This window comes from Streptomyces tailanensis, from assembly GCF_008386495.1.
In the GTDB taxonomy this organism is placed as follows: domain Bacteria; phylum Actinomycetota; class Actinomycetes; order Streptomycetales; family Streptomycetaceae; genus Streptomyces; species Streptomyces tailanensis.
Map to the genome: position 1 here is coordinate 16,554 of NZ_VTHJ01000070.1, position 16,262 is coordinate 32,815.

At 69.3% G+C, this 16,262-nt stretch carries 14 protein-coding genes; 8 read left to right on the top strand and 6 right to left on the bottom strand.

The features are described 5' to 3' along the window. Positions 1-4 precede the first annotated feature (4 nt). Positions 5-1,675 carry a relaxase/mobilization nuclease domain-containing protein gene (locus F3T56_RS38500; RefSeq protein ID WP_149830115.1) on the top strand — a complete coding sequence of 557 codons (1,671 nt, stop codon included), beginning with the start codon at positions 5-7 and terminating at the stop codon, positions 1,673-1,675. Here the strand turns inward: F3T56_RS38500 and tgmC are convergent, their stop codons facing one another. The 5 genes from tgmC to F3T56_RS38525 form a co-directional block, all read right to left on the bottom strand. Then, complete coding sequence (gene tgmC / locus F3T56_RS38505; protein WP_149830116.1) at positions 1,676-2,866, bottom strand: ATP-grasp peptide maturase system methyltransferase; 1,191 nt, start codon at positions 2,864-2,866, stop codon at positions 1,676-1,678. Further along, complete coding sequence (tgmB, locus tag F3T56_RS38510; RefSeq protein ID WP_149830117.1) at positions 2,859-3,818, bottom strand: ATP-grasp ribosomal peptide maturase; 960 nt, start codon at positions 3,816-3,818, stop codon at positions 2,859-2,861. Before tgmB ends, tgmC begins: the two co-directional genes overlap by 8 nt. 5 nt (positions 3,819-3,823) lie before the next feature. Next, a complete protein-coding gene (gene tgmA, locus F3T56_RS38515) occupies positions 3,824-4,126 on the bottom strand; it encodes a putative ATP-grasp-modified RiPP (protein ID WP_149830118.1) in 303 nt (100 codons plus the stop codon). 118 nt (positions 4,127-4,244) lie between these two features. Further along, positions 4,245-4,577 (bottom strand): hypothetical protein, encoded by a 333-nt coding sequence (locus F3T56_RS38520; protein ID WP_246204293.1) that lies wholly within the window; start codon positions 4,575-4,577, stop codon positions 4,245-4,247. 23 nt (positions 4,578-4,600) lie between these two features. Further along, complete coding sequence (locus F3T56_RS38525; protein ID WP_149830144.1) at positions 4,601-5,017, bottom strand: ATP-binding protein; 417 nt, start codon at positions 5,015-5,017, stop codon at positions 4,601-4,603. Between the two features lie 250 nt (positions 5,018-5,267). On the opposite strand from F3T56_RS38525, the gene F3T56_RS38530 reads away from it, so the two are divergent. Further along, entirely contained in the window at positions 5,268-6,521 is a 1,254-nt protein-coding gene (locus tag F3T56_RS38530) for a helix-turn-helix domain-containing protein (RefSeq protein WP_149830120.1), read from the top strand. Continuing rightward, entirely contained in the window at positions 6,506-7,036 is a 531-nt protein-coding gene (locus F3T56_RS38535) for a GNAT family N-acetyltransferase (protein WP_149830121.1), read from the top strand. The genes F3T56_RS38530 and F3T56_RS38535 overlap by 16 nt, the downstream gene beginning before the upstream one ends. A 393-nt stretch (positions 7,037-7,429) precedes the next feature. Here the strand turns inward: F3T56_RS38535 and F3T56_RS38540 are convergent, their stop codons facing one another. Continuing rightward, positions 7,430-9,559: an amylo-alpha-1,6-glucosidase gene (locus tag F3T56_RS38540; RefSeq protein WP_149830122.1), complete on the bottom strand. Its 2,130-nt coding sequence runs from the start codon at positions 9,557-9,559 to the stop codon at positions 7,430-7,432. 120 nt (positions 9,560-9,679) lie between these two features. Here F3T56_RS38540 and F3T56_RS38545 point away from each other — a divergent pair, with 120 nt between their 5' ends. The 5 genes from F3T56_RS38545 to F3T56_RS38565 all read left to right on the top strand — a co-directional run bounded on the left by F3T56_RS38545 (position 9,680) and on the right by F3T56_RS38565 (position 16,062). Next, positions 9,680-10,753 (top strand): LacI family DNA-binding transcriptional regulator, encoded by a 1,074-nt coding sequence (locus tag F3T56_RS38545; RefSeq protein WP_149830123.1) that lies wholly within the window; start codon positions 9,680-9,682, stop codon positions 10,751-10,753. 250 nt (positions 10,754-11,003) lie between these two features. After that, the gene (locus F3T56_RS38550) at positions 11,004-12,248 is read left to right on the top strand and encodes a sugar ABC transporter substrate-binding protein (RefSeq protein ID WP_149830124.1); all 1,245 of its coding nucleotides are present in this window, start codon (positions 11,004-11,006) and stop codon (positions 12,246-12,248) included. Positions 12,249-12,473: 225 nt separating this feature from the next. Next, positions 12,474-13,484, top strand: coding sequence for a carbohydrate ABC transporter permease (locus tag F3T56_RS38555; RefSeq protein WP_149830145.1), 1,011 nt, complete (start codon positions 12,474-12,476; stop codon positions 13,482-13,484). Next, the gene (locus F3T56_RS38560) at positions 13,481-14,380 is read left to right on the top strand and encodes a carbohydrate ABC transporter permease (RefSeq protein ID WP_149830125.1); all 900 of its coding nucleotides are present in this window, start codon (positions 13,481-13,483) and stop codon (positions 14,378-14,380) included. Before F3T56_RS38555 ends, F3T56_RS38560 begins: the two co-directional genes overlap by 4 nt. Before the next feature lie 59 nt (positions 14,381-14,439). Then, the gene (locus F3T56_RS38565; RefSeq protein WP_149830126.1) at positions 14,440-16,062 is read left to right on the top strand and encodes a glycoside hydrolase family 13 protein; all 1,623 of its coding nucleotides are present in this window, start codon (positions 14,440-14,442) and stop codon (positions 16,060-16,062) included. Positions 16,063-16,262: the final 200 nt, after the last annotated feature.

Sequence of the window (16,262 nt, forward strand, 5' to 3'; positions counted from 1 at the left end):
GCCGGTGATACCGAAGATCATCACCGGCAAGGGCAGTACCCGCCGCCTGATCGCCTACCTCTTCGGCAAAGGCACCGCCAACGAGCACATTGATCCGCACCTTGTCGCCTCCTGGAACGCCTTCGCCCCAGACCCCGGCCGCAGCCCGCACCGTGACCCCAAAGAGGTGGAAAAGCAGCTCCACACACAGCTCGACCAGCCGGTGGCCATGCTCGGCCGCCGGGCTCCGAAGACCACGGTGTGGCACTGCCCGGTCCGTGCCGCCCGCGAGGACCCGATCCTGTCCGATGCCCAATGGGCGGAGATCGCCCGCCGGATCGTGGCTGCCGCCGGTATCGCCCCCGCCGGAGACACCGACGCCTGCCGCTGGGTCGCCGTACGGCACGCCGACGACCACATCCACATCGCAGCCACCCTCGTCCGCCAGGACGGCCGCCGCCCCCGCCGCGACCACGACATCCGCGCCGTCCAACGAGAGGCCCGCAAGATCGAGATCGACTACGGGCTCCGTCGGCTCAAGCCCGGCGACGGCACGGCCGCCAAGCGCCCCACCAGCAAGGAAGTGTTCAAGGCCAAGCGTCTGGGCGAGGACGCCACATCCCGCGAGATCCTGCGTCTGCGTGTGCGCCGCGCGATGGCCGCCGCGTCCACCGAGACCGAGTTCTTCGCCCTGCTTGATGCGACCGGCTTGAACGTGCGGCCGAAAACGGAGCCATCCGGCGATGTAATCGGCTACAGCGTCTCCCTGCCCGGTGACGTCAACAAGCAGAAGGAACCCATCTGGTACGCCGGTTCCACCCTGGCCGGCAACCTCTCCCTGCCCAAGATCCGCAAACGTCTCGCCGCCACCACTCCTGAACCGGTTCCCGTCCGCCCGGGCAATCCCTGGCACCAGGCCACTGCTGCCACCGAACGCATCCCCCACCACCTCGGCAACGGCAACGACGAAGTGGGCCAAGGCCAGCTGGACGCGCTTGGCGGAGCCCTCGATCTGCTCCCACTCACGGCCCCGGCCGCAGTGCGGGCCGAACTCGAACGAGCCGCCATCGCTTTCGAGCGCGCCACCCGCTCCCGCATCGCCGCAGACCACGACAGCGCCCGCGCTCTGCGCCGCAGCGTTCGGGCGATCTGGAAGGACCCGGTACCGCACGGGGACGGCGCCGGACTGGCAATGCTGCTGGACGTGGCGCTCACCGCGGTCGCCTACGCGATGCATTGGCACCGCACCCGCCAGCACGCCCAACAGCAGGCGGCAGCCGAACAGACCCTGATCCACCTGCAGGCCGTGTACGCCCAGATCGCCGAACCAGTCCTGGTCGGCCTCGCCAGCCGGGCACCCGGCCTGCAGACCAAGCGGCGCTACGCCTACCACCTCCAACAGGCGCTGCCCGAGCACGCCGAACGCATCCTCAACGACCCTGCCTGGGATGCCCTGTCCACCGTGCTCGCCGAGGCAGAGGCTGCTGGCCACAACGCGTCCACCCTCCTCGACCGGGCACTCAGCCAACGCACCCTGGACGACGCCCGCAGCCCTGCCCGCGCCCTTACTTGGCGCGTCCGTCGCCTCGGCGAACGCCACGCGCCGGGACCGAGAGCGCAGGCAGCAAATGCCCGCCATGTGCCAGAGCGCCCAGCCGTACGGCCTTCGCAGGAGCATCAAGCTCGGCGGCGTTGATCACGAGGCGGAAAGCGGCCATTGAGGGCCGTTCGGGTTCCCGAGCCAGACCACCTGCGCATCGCGGGATGCCGTCACCCCGAACGCGGCAGTGCTCGGTGAGCCGTACTCCTCCCAGGTGGCCACCGCCGACTCGACCGCATCCCAGAGTCGGCGCCGGCCACCCTGGCGGACCTCCCAGCCACTGTCCGTGGGAGCGAGGACGGCGAACGAATCAGTGCCGCCGTCCAGCACGAACGTGCTCACCGGTCCGCCATCGACCGGCATGGAGAAGAAGCGGGCATCTGGCACCGCGAGTTGTGCCATGAAGCCGGGCCCCGAACCGGTGAGGACTTCCGGCCCGTGCGTGACCTTCCGCTTCGTGCCATCGTCGGGCCCCGGCACCATGCCGAGGCTCTCCGGCGCATCCTGCTGGCGGGCGATCATGAAGCTCGGGTCGTCCTCGCTGAACCAGCCGTTCGCGCTGTCGCCGGTGACGATGAGCTTCACCAGGCCGAGGGAGCGCATCCAGCCGCGCAGAGTGGTCAGGATGACGCCGCCGGGCGGCACTTGCTCCAGCCAGGCAGGGGGGATGTTCCGGAAACCGCACGTGGCAATCAGCCGGTTGTAGGGGGCTCCGTCGAGGTGGCCGACGCGGCCGTCCCCCACCACCAGGTCAGGGGTATAGCCGGACCTCGCGAGAGCCTCGCGGGCTCGCCGTGCCACACCTTCGTCCGTCTCGATCGAGGTCACGGCCTCACTGCCGAGCCGGTGGCACATCAGTGCCGTCGAGTAGCCGGTGCCTGTCCCGATCTCCAGCACGCTCATGCCCTCGTGCACATCCAGGTCTTCGAGCATCCGGACTACGAGGCTCGGCAGAGTGGACGATGAGGTCGGGACCGCGTTGCTGATCGGCTTCGGATCGGCCCAGTCGATGTCCCGGCCGTCGAACTGGGTCATCCACGTCTCGTCGGAGTAGATGAGGCGGAGCCACGCGTCCTGGCCGGCGTTCGCCTCGGTGACCGGCTCCCAGGTGGTGACACCCGGGCCGTCGCTCTCGCGGTAGAAGCGCGGGATGAACACGTGGCGGGGTACTGCCTCAACGGCTGCCCGCCACTCCGGCGAGCGCAGCCAGCCGTCCTTCTCCAGTCCGGCTGCCAGTTGGCGTCGGAAGTCGGCTGCCGCTGTCTCGGCATGGGGCTCACTAGCCACGGAGTCCTCCTTCCAGGAGATCGGCGAGTGCCGCGGTCATGGGCAGACCGGTCGGCGGCTCCATCCAAGCCCACTGTCCCGAAGGATTGCACTCGATGAAGACCCACTCGCCGGAGTCGGTCAAGGCGAAGTCGAACGCCCCGAAGACAAGCCCGAAGTGCTTCAGGTAGGCACGCATGGCGCGCTCCACCTCAGGCGGCGTGGTGACGGGCGTGTAGGTGTGGGTGCCGTAGTCGGTGCGCCAGTCGAGGAGACCGGAGTCGATTCGCACCGCGAAGATCTGTTCGCCGATGACCGTCACCCGGACGTCCGCGACCTTGTCCACGCACTTCTGGAACAGGTGCATGGTGCCGGCCACCGCGTCGTCGATCTCGTCGGTGGTCACCTCAGTCACGGGAACCGTCTGGGCCTTGCCGTCGACCAGGTAGAGCGGGACCGAGATGGGTTTGAAGATGGCCGGGCCGTGACCCTTGATGAACGCCCGCGCGTCGTCAGGCACATTGGTGATCAGCGTGGGCGGCAGGGTGAAGCCGGCCGCCGCTGCGGCCGCGAGTCCGGACGGTTTGTACTCGGCGTCGCCGATGCGGTTGGGGTGATTGATGTACAGACAGCCGGGCAGCGAAGTGAGGATGCCACCCAGCCCGTAGCGGGCCTGCGCGATGGCGAACCGCTCTTCCTGCCTGTCGAGGTGAGGGAAGGCGAACCCAGAGGGGCGACGGTAGTACATCGACCTCACGGCGCCCAGGTCGGCACGCCTGCTCAGGGTCTGCACGCTTCCACGCCACCTGTCGGTGTCGCCGATCGAGGCGGAGCACGACAGGGTGGCGGGGAAGTCACCGGAGTCGAACCGCACGACCGGGACACCCCGGTCGTGCAGCTCGCTGATCACGATGTCCGTGGTCGGGTCGTCAAGGTTTGTGACAACCAGGACCGGACGATCGTCGTTCGCCACTGGAGTCACTGGTCGGTGTCGTTCCCCGTGTCGCTGTCAGGGGAGTCGCTGTTACGGTCGCCCTGGCCCGTGGTGCCGGTGGACGGATTGGTACCGGAAGATGTGCCATGCCCCGGCGACATGGTGGGCGCTCCGGACGCGTCCAAGTACCGGGCGGTCTGGGTCGCCGGGTCCAGCTCCACCGCCACGTAGTCCGGGGCCTCGACGGACGGGTACGGGGCGATGCGACGCAGGCCCCAAGGAGCGGCGGTCAGGTGTCCCTGTGGCAGCGGGCTGCCGGTGGGGAATCGGTCCATGTAGTTGAACACGGTCTTCCTTTCTCTACGGATAGTGCCTGTGTCTCGACTGCCTTGCTCGCTCACCAAGCGCATCGGACATCGAGGCGCCCAGCGGGAGTTGTCAAGCGCCGGTCGCCTCGGAGCGGTGTCAGACCGGCGCGACAACTTGCCGACGGAGTCCCTCAAGCACACGCACGAGGAGTGTCACCTCCGGCTCCCTGCCCTCGACCGCCGCTCGGCCCTCCTCGTGCCAGCGGCTAAGTCGCCGCTGATACTCGGTCTCCGCCCTTGTGGCCTCGGCTCGGATTTCCCCGAGCGCAAGGTCCGACTCCATGTGCAGCCGGAGGAGATCCACGGGCGTGATGCGCAGGGGCGCGGCGAATATCTCGGTGCCGGGGTCGCTCGTCGCACGGAAGGGACCGAGGGTGAGTTCTACACACGCCTCTGGGCTGGGATCGTCCACCAGCTCGTCGGCATCCATCAGACGTAAGGACACCCGGGGCCTCAGCACTCGGCCGGCACTTCCAGCTCGGCCCACACGACCTTGCCCCAGCGCTTCCGGTCGTATCCCCATCTCCAGCTGAGGGCCTCCACCAGGAGCAGGCCGCGCCCCTCCTCGGCGTCGTCGTCGGGGCTGCCCAGCTCGGGGCCTTCCCTGCATGTGTCGGCGACGCCGATACGCACCACGCCCTGGGTTGGACGCGTGACCAGGACACGGACGTTCCGGCACCGGGTGTGGTCGATTGCGTTGTTGACCAGCTCGGCCACAATCTGCACCCCGGCCTCAGCCAACTCGCCTATGCCCCAAGTGCTTAGGGCTGCGGAGACGAGCAGGCGGGCCCGGCGAGCGGATTCCGGCTCGCACGGCATCGTCTCGGTGTAACCGGGGGCGCCGGTCGCAGTAGGTCGGGCTGCGGTCATGGTCACAGGAACATCCCTCCGGGGTGGACGCCCGCCCCCGCGACGGGGTGGCGCCGGGGGCGGGCTCTCCTCCAAGCCGTCGAGGAAGGGGGAATCAGGACCTCGACGGGCTGATACCGAGTCAACCGCCTGTGGCCCGAGAGGAACAGGAAAGGTCGTGCTCCCACCGGCCGCCTCGAACCGGAAGACTTTGCATTCCCGTGACCTGGGGTCTGGTTCAGTCGGTGACTGCCGGTCTACGGTCGGTGGCATGGGAGCGAACGCCATCCTCAAGAGCCGGCTGGAGGAACTCGGCCTCACCCAGGATGAATTGGCTGGTCGGATGAACACTGCGCTGGCAGAGATCACCGGCAGACCCGGCGATGTCTCCGCCCGCACCGTCCGCAACCTGCTCAACGGAACGTCCCGCCGCCCCATCAGCCGTACATGCGCCGCGCTGGAGTGGGTGTTCGGGTGCCCCGTCGAGGACTTAGGGTTCAGCGCACCACGCACCATGCACCACCCGCAGGAGGACCCTGTGCGGCGTCGCACCTTCATCGCTTCGGCCACCGGGACCGCAGCCGCCGCGGTTCCCCAGATCGCCCAGCGCCGCGCGGTCGGCATGTCAGATGTGGCTCGAGCCGCCACCGGGATGAACGCCCTCGTCGCAGCCGACGACCGCCAGGGTGGTCACGCGGAGTTGGAGAAGGCGGCAATGAAAGGCCGCGACGGCGTACTGGAGTTGCAGCAGCGCAACGCCGGCGAACGCGTCCGCCGAGCTCTGTACGCGCTGGCCGCTGAATACTCCACCATCGCGGCCTGGTCCTGCATCGACGCCCGCAACCTCGACCAGGCGCAACGGCACCTGAACGAATCCGCGACGTACGCCGGCCTATCCCAGGACGGCCCCACCGAAATGCGGGTGTGGGTCAACCTGTCCATGCTCGCCTACCAGCGCCAGAACTGGCCGGAAGCTCTCGCGGCAGCTCAGGCCGCACAAGCCTCCCCGGCCGCTCGACGTGACCCGTTCTTCGACTCCCTGGGTCGTATCCGCGCCGCCCTCGCCTACGCGGCACTCGGCGATGGCCGCATCGCTGGGCGATCCCTCGGATCGGCCCAGGACGCCTTCACCAAGACTCCGGAACGCGAGCGCCCGCGCTGGACAGCTTTCTACGGCCAGGCCGAACTCGATCACCTCGCCGCCATCGTCCACTACAACAGCGGACACCACGCCCACGCCGAAGCCATGGCTCACCGCGCCCTGGCCAAGATCCCGACAACCTTCCGGCGCAACAGGGCGCTCGCAACGGCCCAACTTGCTCTCGCGCAACTGCACCAGGGCGACGCCGAACAAGCCACAGTGACAGCCGCCGACGTCTTCACCATCATGGATGGCGATCCCCTGCCCGGCCGTATGCGCACGCTCATCGGCGACTTCCACCGGGGCCTGTTCGCCCTGTCCCCTTCCACCTCCTGCGCACGAGACTGGGCAGACCGAATGCGAACCGAATGGAGTCGAGCGTGACCGACCTACGTCACTTCCAGCACGGAAACCTCCCCGAAGGTTTCCGGCAGATGCTCATCGACGTACACGCCGACGCCTACGCCGACCAGATGGACGACCCCTTCCACCAGCGCTTCGCCTGGTTCGTCGACCACTGGAGCGGCATGGAGGGCTTCTCCTGTGTCGTGGCCTACGACGGAGAGGAACCCGTCGGCTTCGCCTACGGCGCCCAGCTCGCCCCTGGCCGGGAGTGGTGGCGCTCCACGGGTTACGAGCCGAACAACGGCTACACCTCTACCTATGCCGTGTCCGAGGTGATGGTCCGCCCCGGCTGGCGCAAGCAGGGCATCTCCGAGCGATTGCACGAGGCGCTGCTCAAGGAACGTACGGAAGACCTCGCCGTGCTCCTGGTCGACGTCACCCACCCCAAGGTGCAGGAACTCTATGAGTCGTGGGGGTACTCCAAAGTCGGCGAGCAACAACCATTCGCCGACTCACCCGTGTACGCGGTGATGGTCCAAGACCTCCGGGACTGAACCACACTCAGAGAGCGGCGAGTCGGCTGTCGAGCCGGCACGCACAAGTCGCTCGTATCGAGCCCGAGGGCACATCCAGGGCACATGAGCCCGGGAAACGGCGTAGACCAGTGAGAACTACGGAGAGACGTTTCCCCTGGTCAGCGCACACATCGCCAAGAAACCCCAGGCCAGCACCCTCCCGCCCTCAATCGGCTTCATGAGTGGCAGGACTTCTCGCATCGGCTGCATGAGGCGGGGCATCAGCCTTATTGCCTGGTGTGGCTCTGACCTGGGATTTCATGAGTAGCGGGCGGGGTTTCCGACCCCGCCCTCGTCATGTGATGGCCATGTAGCGGGTTCTGACCGCGTGTCCGGATGGGCGGCCAGCACCACGTAGCGCGCTCAGTCACATCAGGCCATGGTCACGACCAACTCCCCCGGTGGCGTCACCTGCGCTGCTCCGTCCGCTGTCACCGTGACGTCCAGTCGGTTCCCATCGACCTGGAACCCGTTCAGGGACAGCGGTCCGTAGTTCCGGGCGAACGTGGAGGCCACGGTGACCGTGCCGCCCGGGACGTCCGCGTTCAGGCCCAAGGCCGCTTGAAGCACGAGGACCGAGGACGCGGCCGCCCACGCCTGGGGACGGCAGGACGCTGGATAGGGGGCCGGGCCGGGGCCCGCCTCGGTGCCGTGGCCTGCGAAGAGTTCGGGCAGGCGGGCGTCGAATGCTGCCGACGCCGTCAACAGGCCGTCGGCCAGGGATGCCGCGGCGTCCGGGAAGCCGGCCCTGATCAGGCCGTGTACGGCGATCGCGGTGTCGTGCGGCCAGATCGAACCGACGTGATAGCCGTACGGGTTGTAGCCCACCGCGTCGCTGCTGTAAGTGCGCAGACCGTGCCCCGCGTCGAGGTCGGGCCCGGCGATCCGGGCGGCCAGCAGCGCACTCTCCTCCGCGTTGAGCAGGCCCGTGCCCAGGAGGTGGCCGAAGCCAGAGGTGACCGAGTCGACCGGCCTGCCGTCGCCGTCGAGCGCGACCGCCGGGTACGGACCCTTCTCGTCCTCCACCCAGAAACACGCCCGGAAGCGGGCGGCCAGCTGGTCCGCCCAGTCCTCCCAGGCGTCCGCGCCCGGGCGGCCGAACGCGCGCAGCAGCGCAGCTCCGGCGCGTGCGGCCTCGTAGGCGTACGCCTGGACCTCGCACAGCGCGATCGGAGCGTGGGCGCGGCGGCCGTCGCGGTAGCGGATGGAGTCGTCGGAGTCCTTCCAGCCCTGGTTGGACAGGCCGTGGCCGGTCTGGTCGACGTACTTGAGGAACCCGTCACCACTGGCGTCTGCCTGGTCACGCATCCACGCGAGCGCCAACTCGGCGTGGGGCAGCAGTAGTTCGACTTCCTCCGGGGCCAGGCCCCAGCGCCAGGCGTCGTGGAGCAGGGTGACCCACAGCGGTGTGGCGTCGACGGTGCCGTAGTACACCGGCGGGAGGGAGAGGCGGTCCGCGATTTGGAGGGTGTCGCGGCGTACTTCGTGCAGGATCTTGCCCGGCTGCTCCTCCGTGGCCGAGTCGGTGACCAGGCCCTGGCGGCGGGCGAGTGTCCGCAGGGTTCCGGCGGCGAGCTCGGTGCCGAGCGGGAGGAGCATGCGGGCGGCCCAGAGCGAGTCGCGGCCGAAGAGGGTCAGGAACCAGGGGGCGCCGGCGGCCAGGAACTGGTCCGGGCGGTCCGGGTCGGGCGACCGCGGGTCCGTCAGGCGCAGCCGGTCCAGGTCGGCGAGGGACTGCTCCAGCCACCGGTCGAAGCGACGGTCCGCGCTGCGCAGCACGGGGATGCGCCAGGGCAGTCGGCCCGCGGGCGGCGCCGGGAACTGGTCGCCGTCCGCGTAGGTGGCGGTGCAGGTCAGTGTCGCCGTCCACGATGTGCCGGGCTTGAGGTCGATGGCGTAGGACAGTTCGCCCGTCGGCACCTGAAGCGCGTCCGGTGCGGGCTCGGCGGCCAGTCGTACGGTGAAGTCGTCCGTGGACCAGGCGAGGCCGACGGTGTCGCCGTCCGCGACCTGCGGCGACGCCTCCGCGATGACGTGTCCCGACTTGACCTGCTCCATGGTGGCGAGGTCCGTGCCCGCGCTCACCGTCAGCCGGAGGCGGACGTGCTCGCCGCCCGCGTTGGTGACCTCGAAGACCTCCTCGAAGCGGCCGTCGGAGGTGCTGCGGCGGCGGTGCAGGGCGACGGCCGGGTCCGGTGTCACCTCGCCGAGCCCGCGCAGGACCGCCCGGAAGCCGGCGCGGTCCGCGCCCCGCAGCCCGCCTTGAACGGGCGCCAGAGCGATGCCCTCGGCGGTGACGGTCAGCCGGGAAAGCGCCCGGCGGTCGCCGTGGTAGAAGCCGTCCGCACCCCCGCTGAGCTGCCCGTCTTCTCTCGAGATCACGAGGCTCGGCGCGTGCAGTGTGACGACCGCGTCATGCAGGAACGGCTGCAGGCCGCCGGTCGCGGAGGAGGGAGCCGTGACCGAGTCGTTGGTGTCCTGGGTCTTGACAGTGGTGTCCAAGGAAGTAGAACCTCTCAGCGTTAGATCGTTCAAAGGACACTAAGTCAAACGTCAGAGCGATGACAACGCTTTTGGAACGCTAAAACCGACCCACATCTCCTCAGCAAGCCGGAGAGCCGCATGCCCCGCGCCAAGAACACTGCCTCGGCCAAGAACGGACCGGTGACCCTCGCGATGGTCGCCGCCCGGGCCGGGGTCTCCCCGCAGACCGTGTCGAACGCGATCAACTCGCCCGGCATGCTGCGTCCCGAGACCCTGGAGCGGGTGAGCCGCGTGATCGAGGAGATGGGCTACCGCCCCAGCCGCGCCGCGCAGACGCTCCGCACCCGCTCCAGCAAGCTGATCGGCTACGGCATCCTGCCCACACTGAGCAGCAACCCGGTCCTGGACCGGTTCCTGCACGCCTTGTCGCAGGCCGCCGATGAGGCCGGATACCGGATCCTGCTGTTCGCCTGCCCGCCCGGCGGCCCGACCCTTCAGGGGTACGAGGAACTGCTGGACCAGCACGAGGTCGACGGCTTCGTGCTCAGCGGCACCGCCCGCAACGACCCGCGCCAGGCGTGGCTCGCCAAGCGGGGTGTACCGTTCGTCGCCTTCGGCCGGATCTGGTCGGGGCGGCAGATCGGCGACTGGGTCGACGTCGACGGCGCCTCGGGCACGGACGCCGCGGTCGAGCACCTGGTCGCGCTCGGGCATCGCAAGATCGCCTTCCTGGGCTGGGAACGCGGCTCCGGCTCCGGTGACGACCGTGCCGAGGGCTGGCAGCGGGCCATGCGCCGGCACGGACTGCCGACCCGCGGGCGGCGCGCGCAGACGGTGGGTGACATCGACGCGGCCCGCACCGCCGTGAAACCGCTCCTGGACGCGGGCGCGACCGCCGTGATCGCGGCCAGCGACATGCTGGCCCTCGGCTGCTACCAGACGCTGCGCGAGCGCGGCTCCGCCCCCGGCCGCGATGTCGCCGTGGTCGGCTTCGACGACTCGCCGACCGCCGAGAACCTCTTCCCCGCACTGACCTCCGTCGCCCAGCCGCTGGAGGAGGTCGGCCGGGAGTGCGTACGGCTGCTGCTGGCGCGGATCGCCGCGCCAGACGTACCGCCGGAGCGCCTTCTGCTGGAGCCGTCGCTGGTCGTGCGCGACAGCAGCGGCGCACCGTGCGACGGCACCGCGGACACGACCGAGTTAGCCGAGTAGCAGCCGCTGGGCGCCCGTAGCCGAGTGCAGCCGCCCTGACCAGGCAGCCGCTCCGGCGCCCCCTCCCTTGCCCCGGACAGCAGCCGCCAGGCCGGGCGACCAGTCTGCCCGGCACCCCTTCATCTTCGAGACCTCTCCCTCTCCTCCCCCCACCTGAGACCTCTCCCTCTCCTCCCCCCCACCCCGGACCCGTATCCCGCGCGGACCGGGTGGAGCCGCACGTAACACCCGCATCCCACGGAGGATTTCCATGGTCAACCGAAAGGCCACCGCGGCCATCGTCACCTGCGCGGCGCTGCTGGCCGCCACGGGCTGCTCGTCGAGTTTCGGCGGCGGCAAGGAAGCACAGCAGGACACCGGCTCCGGCCAGAAACTGACGGTCCTCATCGGCACCTCGGGCGACGCCGAGACCAAGGCCGTCAGGGAGGCCGTGGCCGCGTACGCGAAGCAGTCCGGCAACACGGTGACCGTGGAGCTCGCCAAGGATCTCAACCAGCAGCTCACGCAGTCATTCGCCGGGGGCAATCCGCCGGACGTCTTCTACGTTCCGTCCGACCTGTTCGCCAACTACGCCAAGGGCGGCTCCCTCTACGCCTACGGCGACCAGGTGAAGGACGTCGACGACTTCGCCGCGCCGCTGCGGTCGTCCTTCACCTACGACGGGAAGCTGATGTGTCTGCCCAAGGACACCTCCACGCTCGCGCTGGCGATCAACACCGACCTGTGGAAGAAGGCCGGGCTGACGGACAAGGACTACCCGACCACCTGGGCCGAGCTGAAGACCGTCGCGGCCAAGCTCACCAGCGGTGATGTCACGGGCCTGGTGACCAACGACGAGTACGTGCGGCTCGGCGCCTTCATGAAGGAGGCCGGCGGTGCGATCACCAACGCCGACCAGACGAAGATGACCGCCGACAGCAGCCAGAACATCGAAGCGCTCACCTATGTGCAGTCGCTGCTGAAGGATGGCTCCCTGAAGTACGCCAAGCAGGTCGACACCGCATGGGGCGGTGAGGCGTTCGGCAAGGGCAAGGCCGCCATGACCATCGAGGGCAACTGGCTCACCGGCGCCATGAAGCTCGACTTCCCGAACATCAAGTACAAGGCCGTGCCCCTGCCCGAAGGACCAGCAGGGAAGGGCTCGCTCGCCTTCAGCACCTGCTGGGGTGTCGCCCAGGACAGCACGCACCGGGCCGCGTCCGTGGACCTGGTGAAGTATCTGACCTCCGCCACCCAGCAGCTGAAGTTCGCCGACGCCTTCGGCGTGATGCCCTCGCGCACCAGCGCCCAGGCCACCTACGCCGACAAGGTGCCCGCCGCAAAGGCATGGGTCGACGCGAACGCCTACGCCCAGGGCCCGGTGACCATACCCGGCTTCGAGAAGGTCCTCGGCCAGTTCAACACCGGCCTTCAGTCGCTGCGCACCGGCGATCCGGCGAAGATCCTCGCCGACCTGCAGCGCAACGGCGAACAAGCCCTGGCGAAGGGCGAATGAGCCGCCATGGTTTCCCGTCCGACGCGCCGCTCGGGCCGGGCGCCCGGCGGCGCCACCCCCACCGCCACCCCGGCGTCCGCAGCTGCGGACCCCCGAACGGTCGGCTCACCGGGCACACCTGACACGCCCGGTGGGACCGGTCCGCACGCGGCGCCCCGCGCACACCTCGCCCCGCGCGCGGGGCGCCGCCGGGAAGGACTCTGGGGCTGGCTGTTCGTCAGCCCCATGGTGATCATCCTCGGCCTGTTCCTGGTGCTGCCGATCCTGATGGCGGCTTGGGTGAGCCTGCTGAACTGGGACGGCCAGTCCAACCCGTTCAGCGGCCAGGCGACGTTCGTGGGCCTCGGCAACTACCGCGCACTCCTCACCGAGGACGGCCTGGACCGCACGCTGTTCACGACCTCGCTGCGCAACACCGCCTACTACGTGCTGCTCACCGTGCCGCTCCAGACCTGCCTCGCGCTGGGCCTGGCCATGATCGTCAACCAGCGGCTGCTGCGCGCCCGGGGCGCCCTGCGCACCACGTTCTATTTCCCGTCGGTCACCAGCTCCATCGCCGTCTCCACCATCTTCCTCTTCCTGTTCCAGGGCAGCGGCGCCGTCAACACGCTGCTGTCCTGGGCCGGGATCAAGGGACCCAACTGGTTCGCCGACTCGCGCGGCGTGCTCTCACTCCTGCTCGGCGCCCTCGGCATCGTCGACCCCGACAGGCCCTCGGGATTCCTGGCCGACCACTCCTTCATGGGCCTTTCGTGGTTCGAGTGGCTGTCCGGGCCGTCCGTCGCGATGTGCACGCTCATCGTGCTCGCCGTGTGGACGACGTCCGGCACCCTGATGCTGATCTTCCTGGCCGCCCTCCAGGACGTCCCCCGGGAACTGGAGGAATCGGCCGCCATCGAAGGCGTCAACCGTCTGCAGCTGCTGCGCCATGTGACGCTGCCCGCCCTGCGACCCGTACTCTTCTTCGTCCTCACACTCGGCATGATCGGCTCGTGGCAGGTCTTCGACCAGGTGTACGTCGTGAGTCAGGGCGGCCCGGCCAACACGACACTGACGCCCGCCTTCCTGTCCTACACGGCGGCTTTCGGTGACGGCGACTTCGGCCAGGGCGCGGCCATCGCCTTCATCCTGCTCGCCCTGATCCTGGCCATGACCGTGCTGCAGCGCTGGGCGCTGCGCGAGCGCGCCCCCCGGCCCAGCTCCCGTATCCGTCTCCGTCTCGGGAGGAACCGATGAAGGCCAAGGCCACGGCCGTCCGGGCCCAGGAACGCCCCGTGCTCGGACGGCACCCGACGCACCTGCGGATACTTGGATACACGCTCGTGCTGGGGCTCGGGCTGCTGTATCTGATGCCGTTCGTCATCCAGCTCGTTACCGGGTTCAAGACGGACCCGGACGCGGCGGCCCACCCCCTCGGACTGATCCCGTCCCCGCCGACGACCGCCTCCTACCAGCGACTGTTCGGGCTGAGCCAGAACGGGGACGGCGTCCCCTTCCTGCGCTGGCTGGGCAACTCGACGTTCATCGCCGTCGTGGCCACGGCCGGGCATGTGCTGTTCGACTCCATGGCCGGGTACGCGCTGGCCCGGCTGCGCTTCCGGGGACGCACGCTGCTGTTCGGCTTCGTCATCGCCGTGATGGCGGTGCCCGGCATCGCCCTGCTGATCCCGCGGTTCCTGGTGCTCAACACCCTCGGGCTCTTCGACACCTACACCGGCATGATCCTGCCGATGCTGGTGGGCGCGGGCGGCATCTTCATGATGAAGCAGTTCTTCGAGTCCATCCCGCGGGAAGTGGAGGAAGCCGCGCGGGTGGACGGCGCCGGGGTGTTCCGCACCTTCTGGTCGGTGGTCCTGCCGATGGCCCGGCCCGCCCTGATCACTCTGACCATCCTGTCGTTCCAGGGCTCCTGGAACGAGTTCACCCACTTCCTGGTCGCCACCCAGTCCGCCCAGTACGAGACGCTGACGACCGGACTGGCCCGGTTCGTCTCCGGTGGCCTGGGCAGCGGCACCCAGTACCCGCTGAAACTGGCGGCGGCCCTGCTGTCGACGCTGCCGGTGGCGGTGCTGTTCTTCTGCTTCCAGCGCTACTTCGTCCGGGGCGCCAACGCCGGAGCCGTCAAGGAGTAGCGGCGGGCGAACCCGTAGCGACCCGCACCGCGCCCCCACCGAAGGAGTCGCACAACCGCATGCCGACAACCGGTAACACCGCACCGTGGTGGCGCAGCGCCGTCATCTACCAGGTCTATATCCGCAGCTTCGCCGACGGCAACGGTGACGGCGTCGGCGACATCGCCGGCCTCCGCTCCCGTCTGCCGTACCTCAAGTCGCTCTGTGTGGACGCCCTCTGGATCAACCCCTGGTACAAGTCCCCGATGGCGGACCACGGTTACGACGTGGCCGACTTCCGCGAGATCGACCCGCTGTTCGGCACCGTCGCCGAGGCCGAGCAGCTCATCGAGGAGGCACACGGGTACGGGATCCGCGTCATCCCGGACATCGTCCCGAACCACACCTCGGACCAACACGCCTGGTTCCAGGCGGCACTGGCCGCCGGCCCCGGCACCCCGGAGCGGGAGCGCTACATCTTCCGCCCCGGCCGCGGTCCCGACGGCACCCAGCCGCCCAACAACTGGGTGTCGGTCTTCGGCGGCCCCGCCTGGACCCGGCTGCCCGACGGCGAGTGGTACCTGCACCTGTTCGCTCCGGAACAGCCCGACCTCAACTGGCAACACCCGGAAGTGCGGGAGGAGTTCGAGTCGATCCTGCGGTTCTGGTTCAGCCGGGGCGCGGACGGCTTCCGTATCGATGTGGCGCACGGCCTGATCAAGGACCCCGAACTGCCCGACCTGCCACCCCGCCAGGACACGGGACACCCGCACTGGGACCGCGACGGGGTCCACGACATCTTCCGGACCTGGCGCCGGCTGGCCGACGAGTACGGGGGCGACCGGGCGTTCGTGGCGGAAGCCTGGACGGACACCCCGGAGCGCCTCGCCGCCTACGTCCGCGGGGACGGCCTGCACACCGCCTTCAACTTCGATTTTCTGATGGCCAGTTGGGATCCGAAGGACCTACGCACGGTCATCGACGACTCGCTCACTCTCCTCAGCGCGGTCGACGCGCCCGCCACCTGGGTGCTCTCCAACCACGACGTCATGCGCCACGCCAGCCGCTACGCCCGCAAGACGGTCAGACGCTGGTCACCCACCGAGCCCTACCGACCCGACGGCCCCCCCGACCCGGCCCTCGGCACCCGCCGCGCCCGCGCGGCGGCCCTGCTGATGCTCGGCCTCCCCGGCGGCGCCTACGTCTACCAGGGCGAGGAACTCGGCCTGCCCGAGGTCGAGGACCTCCCGGAATCCGTCCTCCAGGACCCCATCTGGGAACGCTCCGCCCACACCGACCGCGGCCGGGACGGCTGCCGGGTTCCGATCCCCTGGTCCGGCCGGACCACCCCCTTCGGCTTCAGCCCCGACGACGCCTCCGCCGCCCCCTGGCTCCCCCAACCCGCCAACTGGGGCGAGCGCACCGTGCAGGCACAGACCGGCGACAAGACGTCGATGCTGGAGCTCTACCGCACGGCCCTGCACCTGCGCCGCGAACACCCCGCCCTCGGCGACGGCACCCTCACCTGGCTGGACAGCCCCGACGGAGTCCTCGCCTTCACTCGCGGCCAAGGCTTCACCTGCGTGGTCAACCTCTCCGCCGAGCCGTACCCACTCCCCGAACACGCCTCGATCCTGCTCTCCAGCGACCCCGTAGAAGACGACCTGCTGGCACCTGACCAGGCAGCCTGGCTCTCGGCATAACCACCACAGGAAAGAGCGTCGGACAACTGCCCGCCCCGATCCACCCCCTGAGACAGCCAGGGCCTGTCCGGTGCCCTCCCCGCCCACCGGACGGGCCCTGGCTCTTCCGCCCTTCCAAAGCGCGGCAACCTCTCGCCGCGCACAGTTGTGATCGTGAGGGAGATGCGGTGCCTGCTGAGGGCCACAGCAACGCAAGCCGG

Excerpts from the sequence above, each read along its gene's own strand:
- F3T56_RS38520 (WP_246204293.1), bottom strand. The coding sequence starts at position 4,577 with ATGGATGCCGACGAGCTGGTGGACGATCCCAGCCCAGAGGCGTGTGTA.
- F3T56_RS38525 (WP_149830144.1), bottom strand. The coding sequence starts at position 5,017 with ATGACCGCAGCCCGACCTACTGCGACCGGCGCCCCCGGTTACACCGAG.
- F3T56_RS38530 (WP_149830120.1), top strand. The coding sequence starts at position 5,268 with ATGGGAGCGAACGCCATCCTCAAGAGCCGGCTGGAGGAACTCGGCCTC.
- F3T56_RS38535 (WP_149830121.1), top strand. The coding sequence starts at position 6,506 with ATGGAGTCGAGCGTGACCGACCTACGTCACTTCCAGCACGGAAACCTC.
- F3T56_RS38545 (WP_149830123.1), top strand. The coding sequence starts at position 9,680 with ATGCCCCGCGCCAAGAACACTGCCTCGGCCAAGAACGGACCGGTGACC.
- F3T56_RS38550 (WP_149830124.1), top strand. The coding sequence starts at position 11,004 with ATGGTCAACCGAAAGGCCACCGCGGCCATCGTCACCTGCGCGGCGCTG.
- F3T56_RS38555 (WP_149830145.1), top strand. The coding sequence starts at position 12,474 with ATGGTGATCATCCTCGGCCTGTTCCTGGTGCTGCCGATCCTGATGGCG.
- F3T56_RS38560 (WP_149830125.1), top strand. The coding sequence starts at position 13,481 with ATGAAGGCCAAGGCCACGGCCGTCCGGGCCCAGGAACGCCCCGTGCTC.
- F3T56_RS38565 (WP_149830126.1), top strand. The coding sequence starts at position 14,440 with ATGCCGACAACCGGTAACACCGCACCGTGGTGGCGCAGCGCCGTCATC.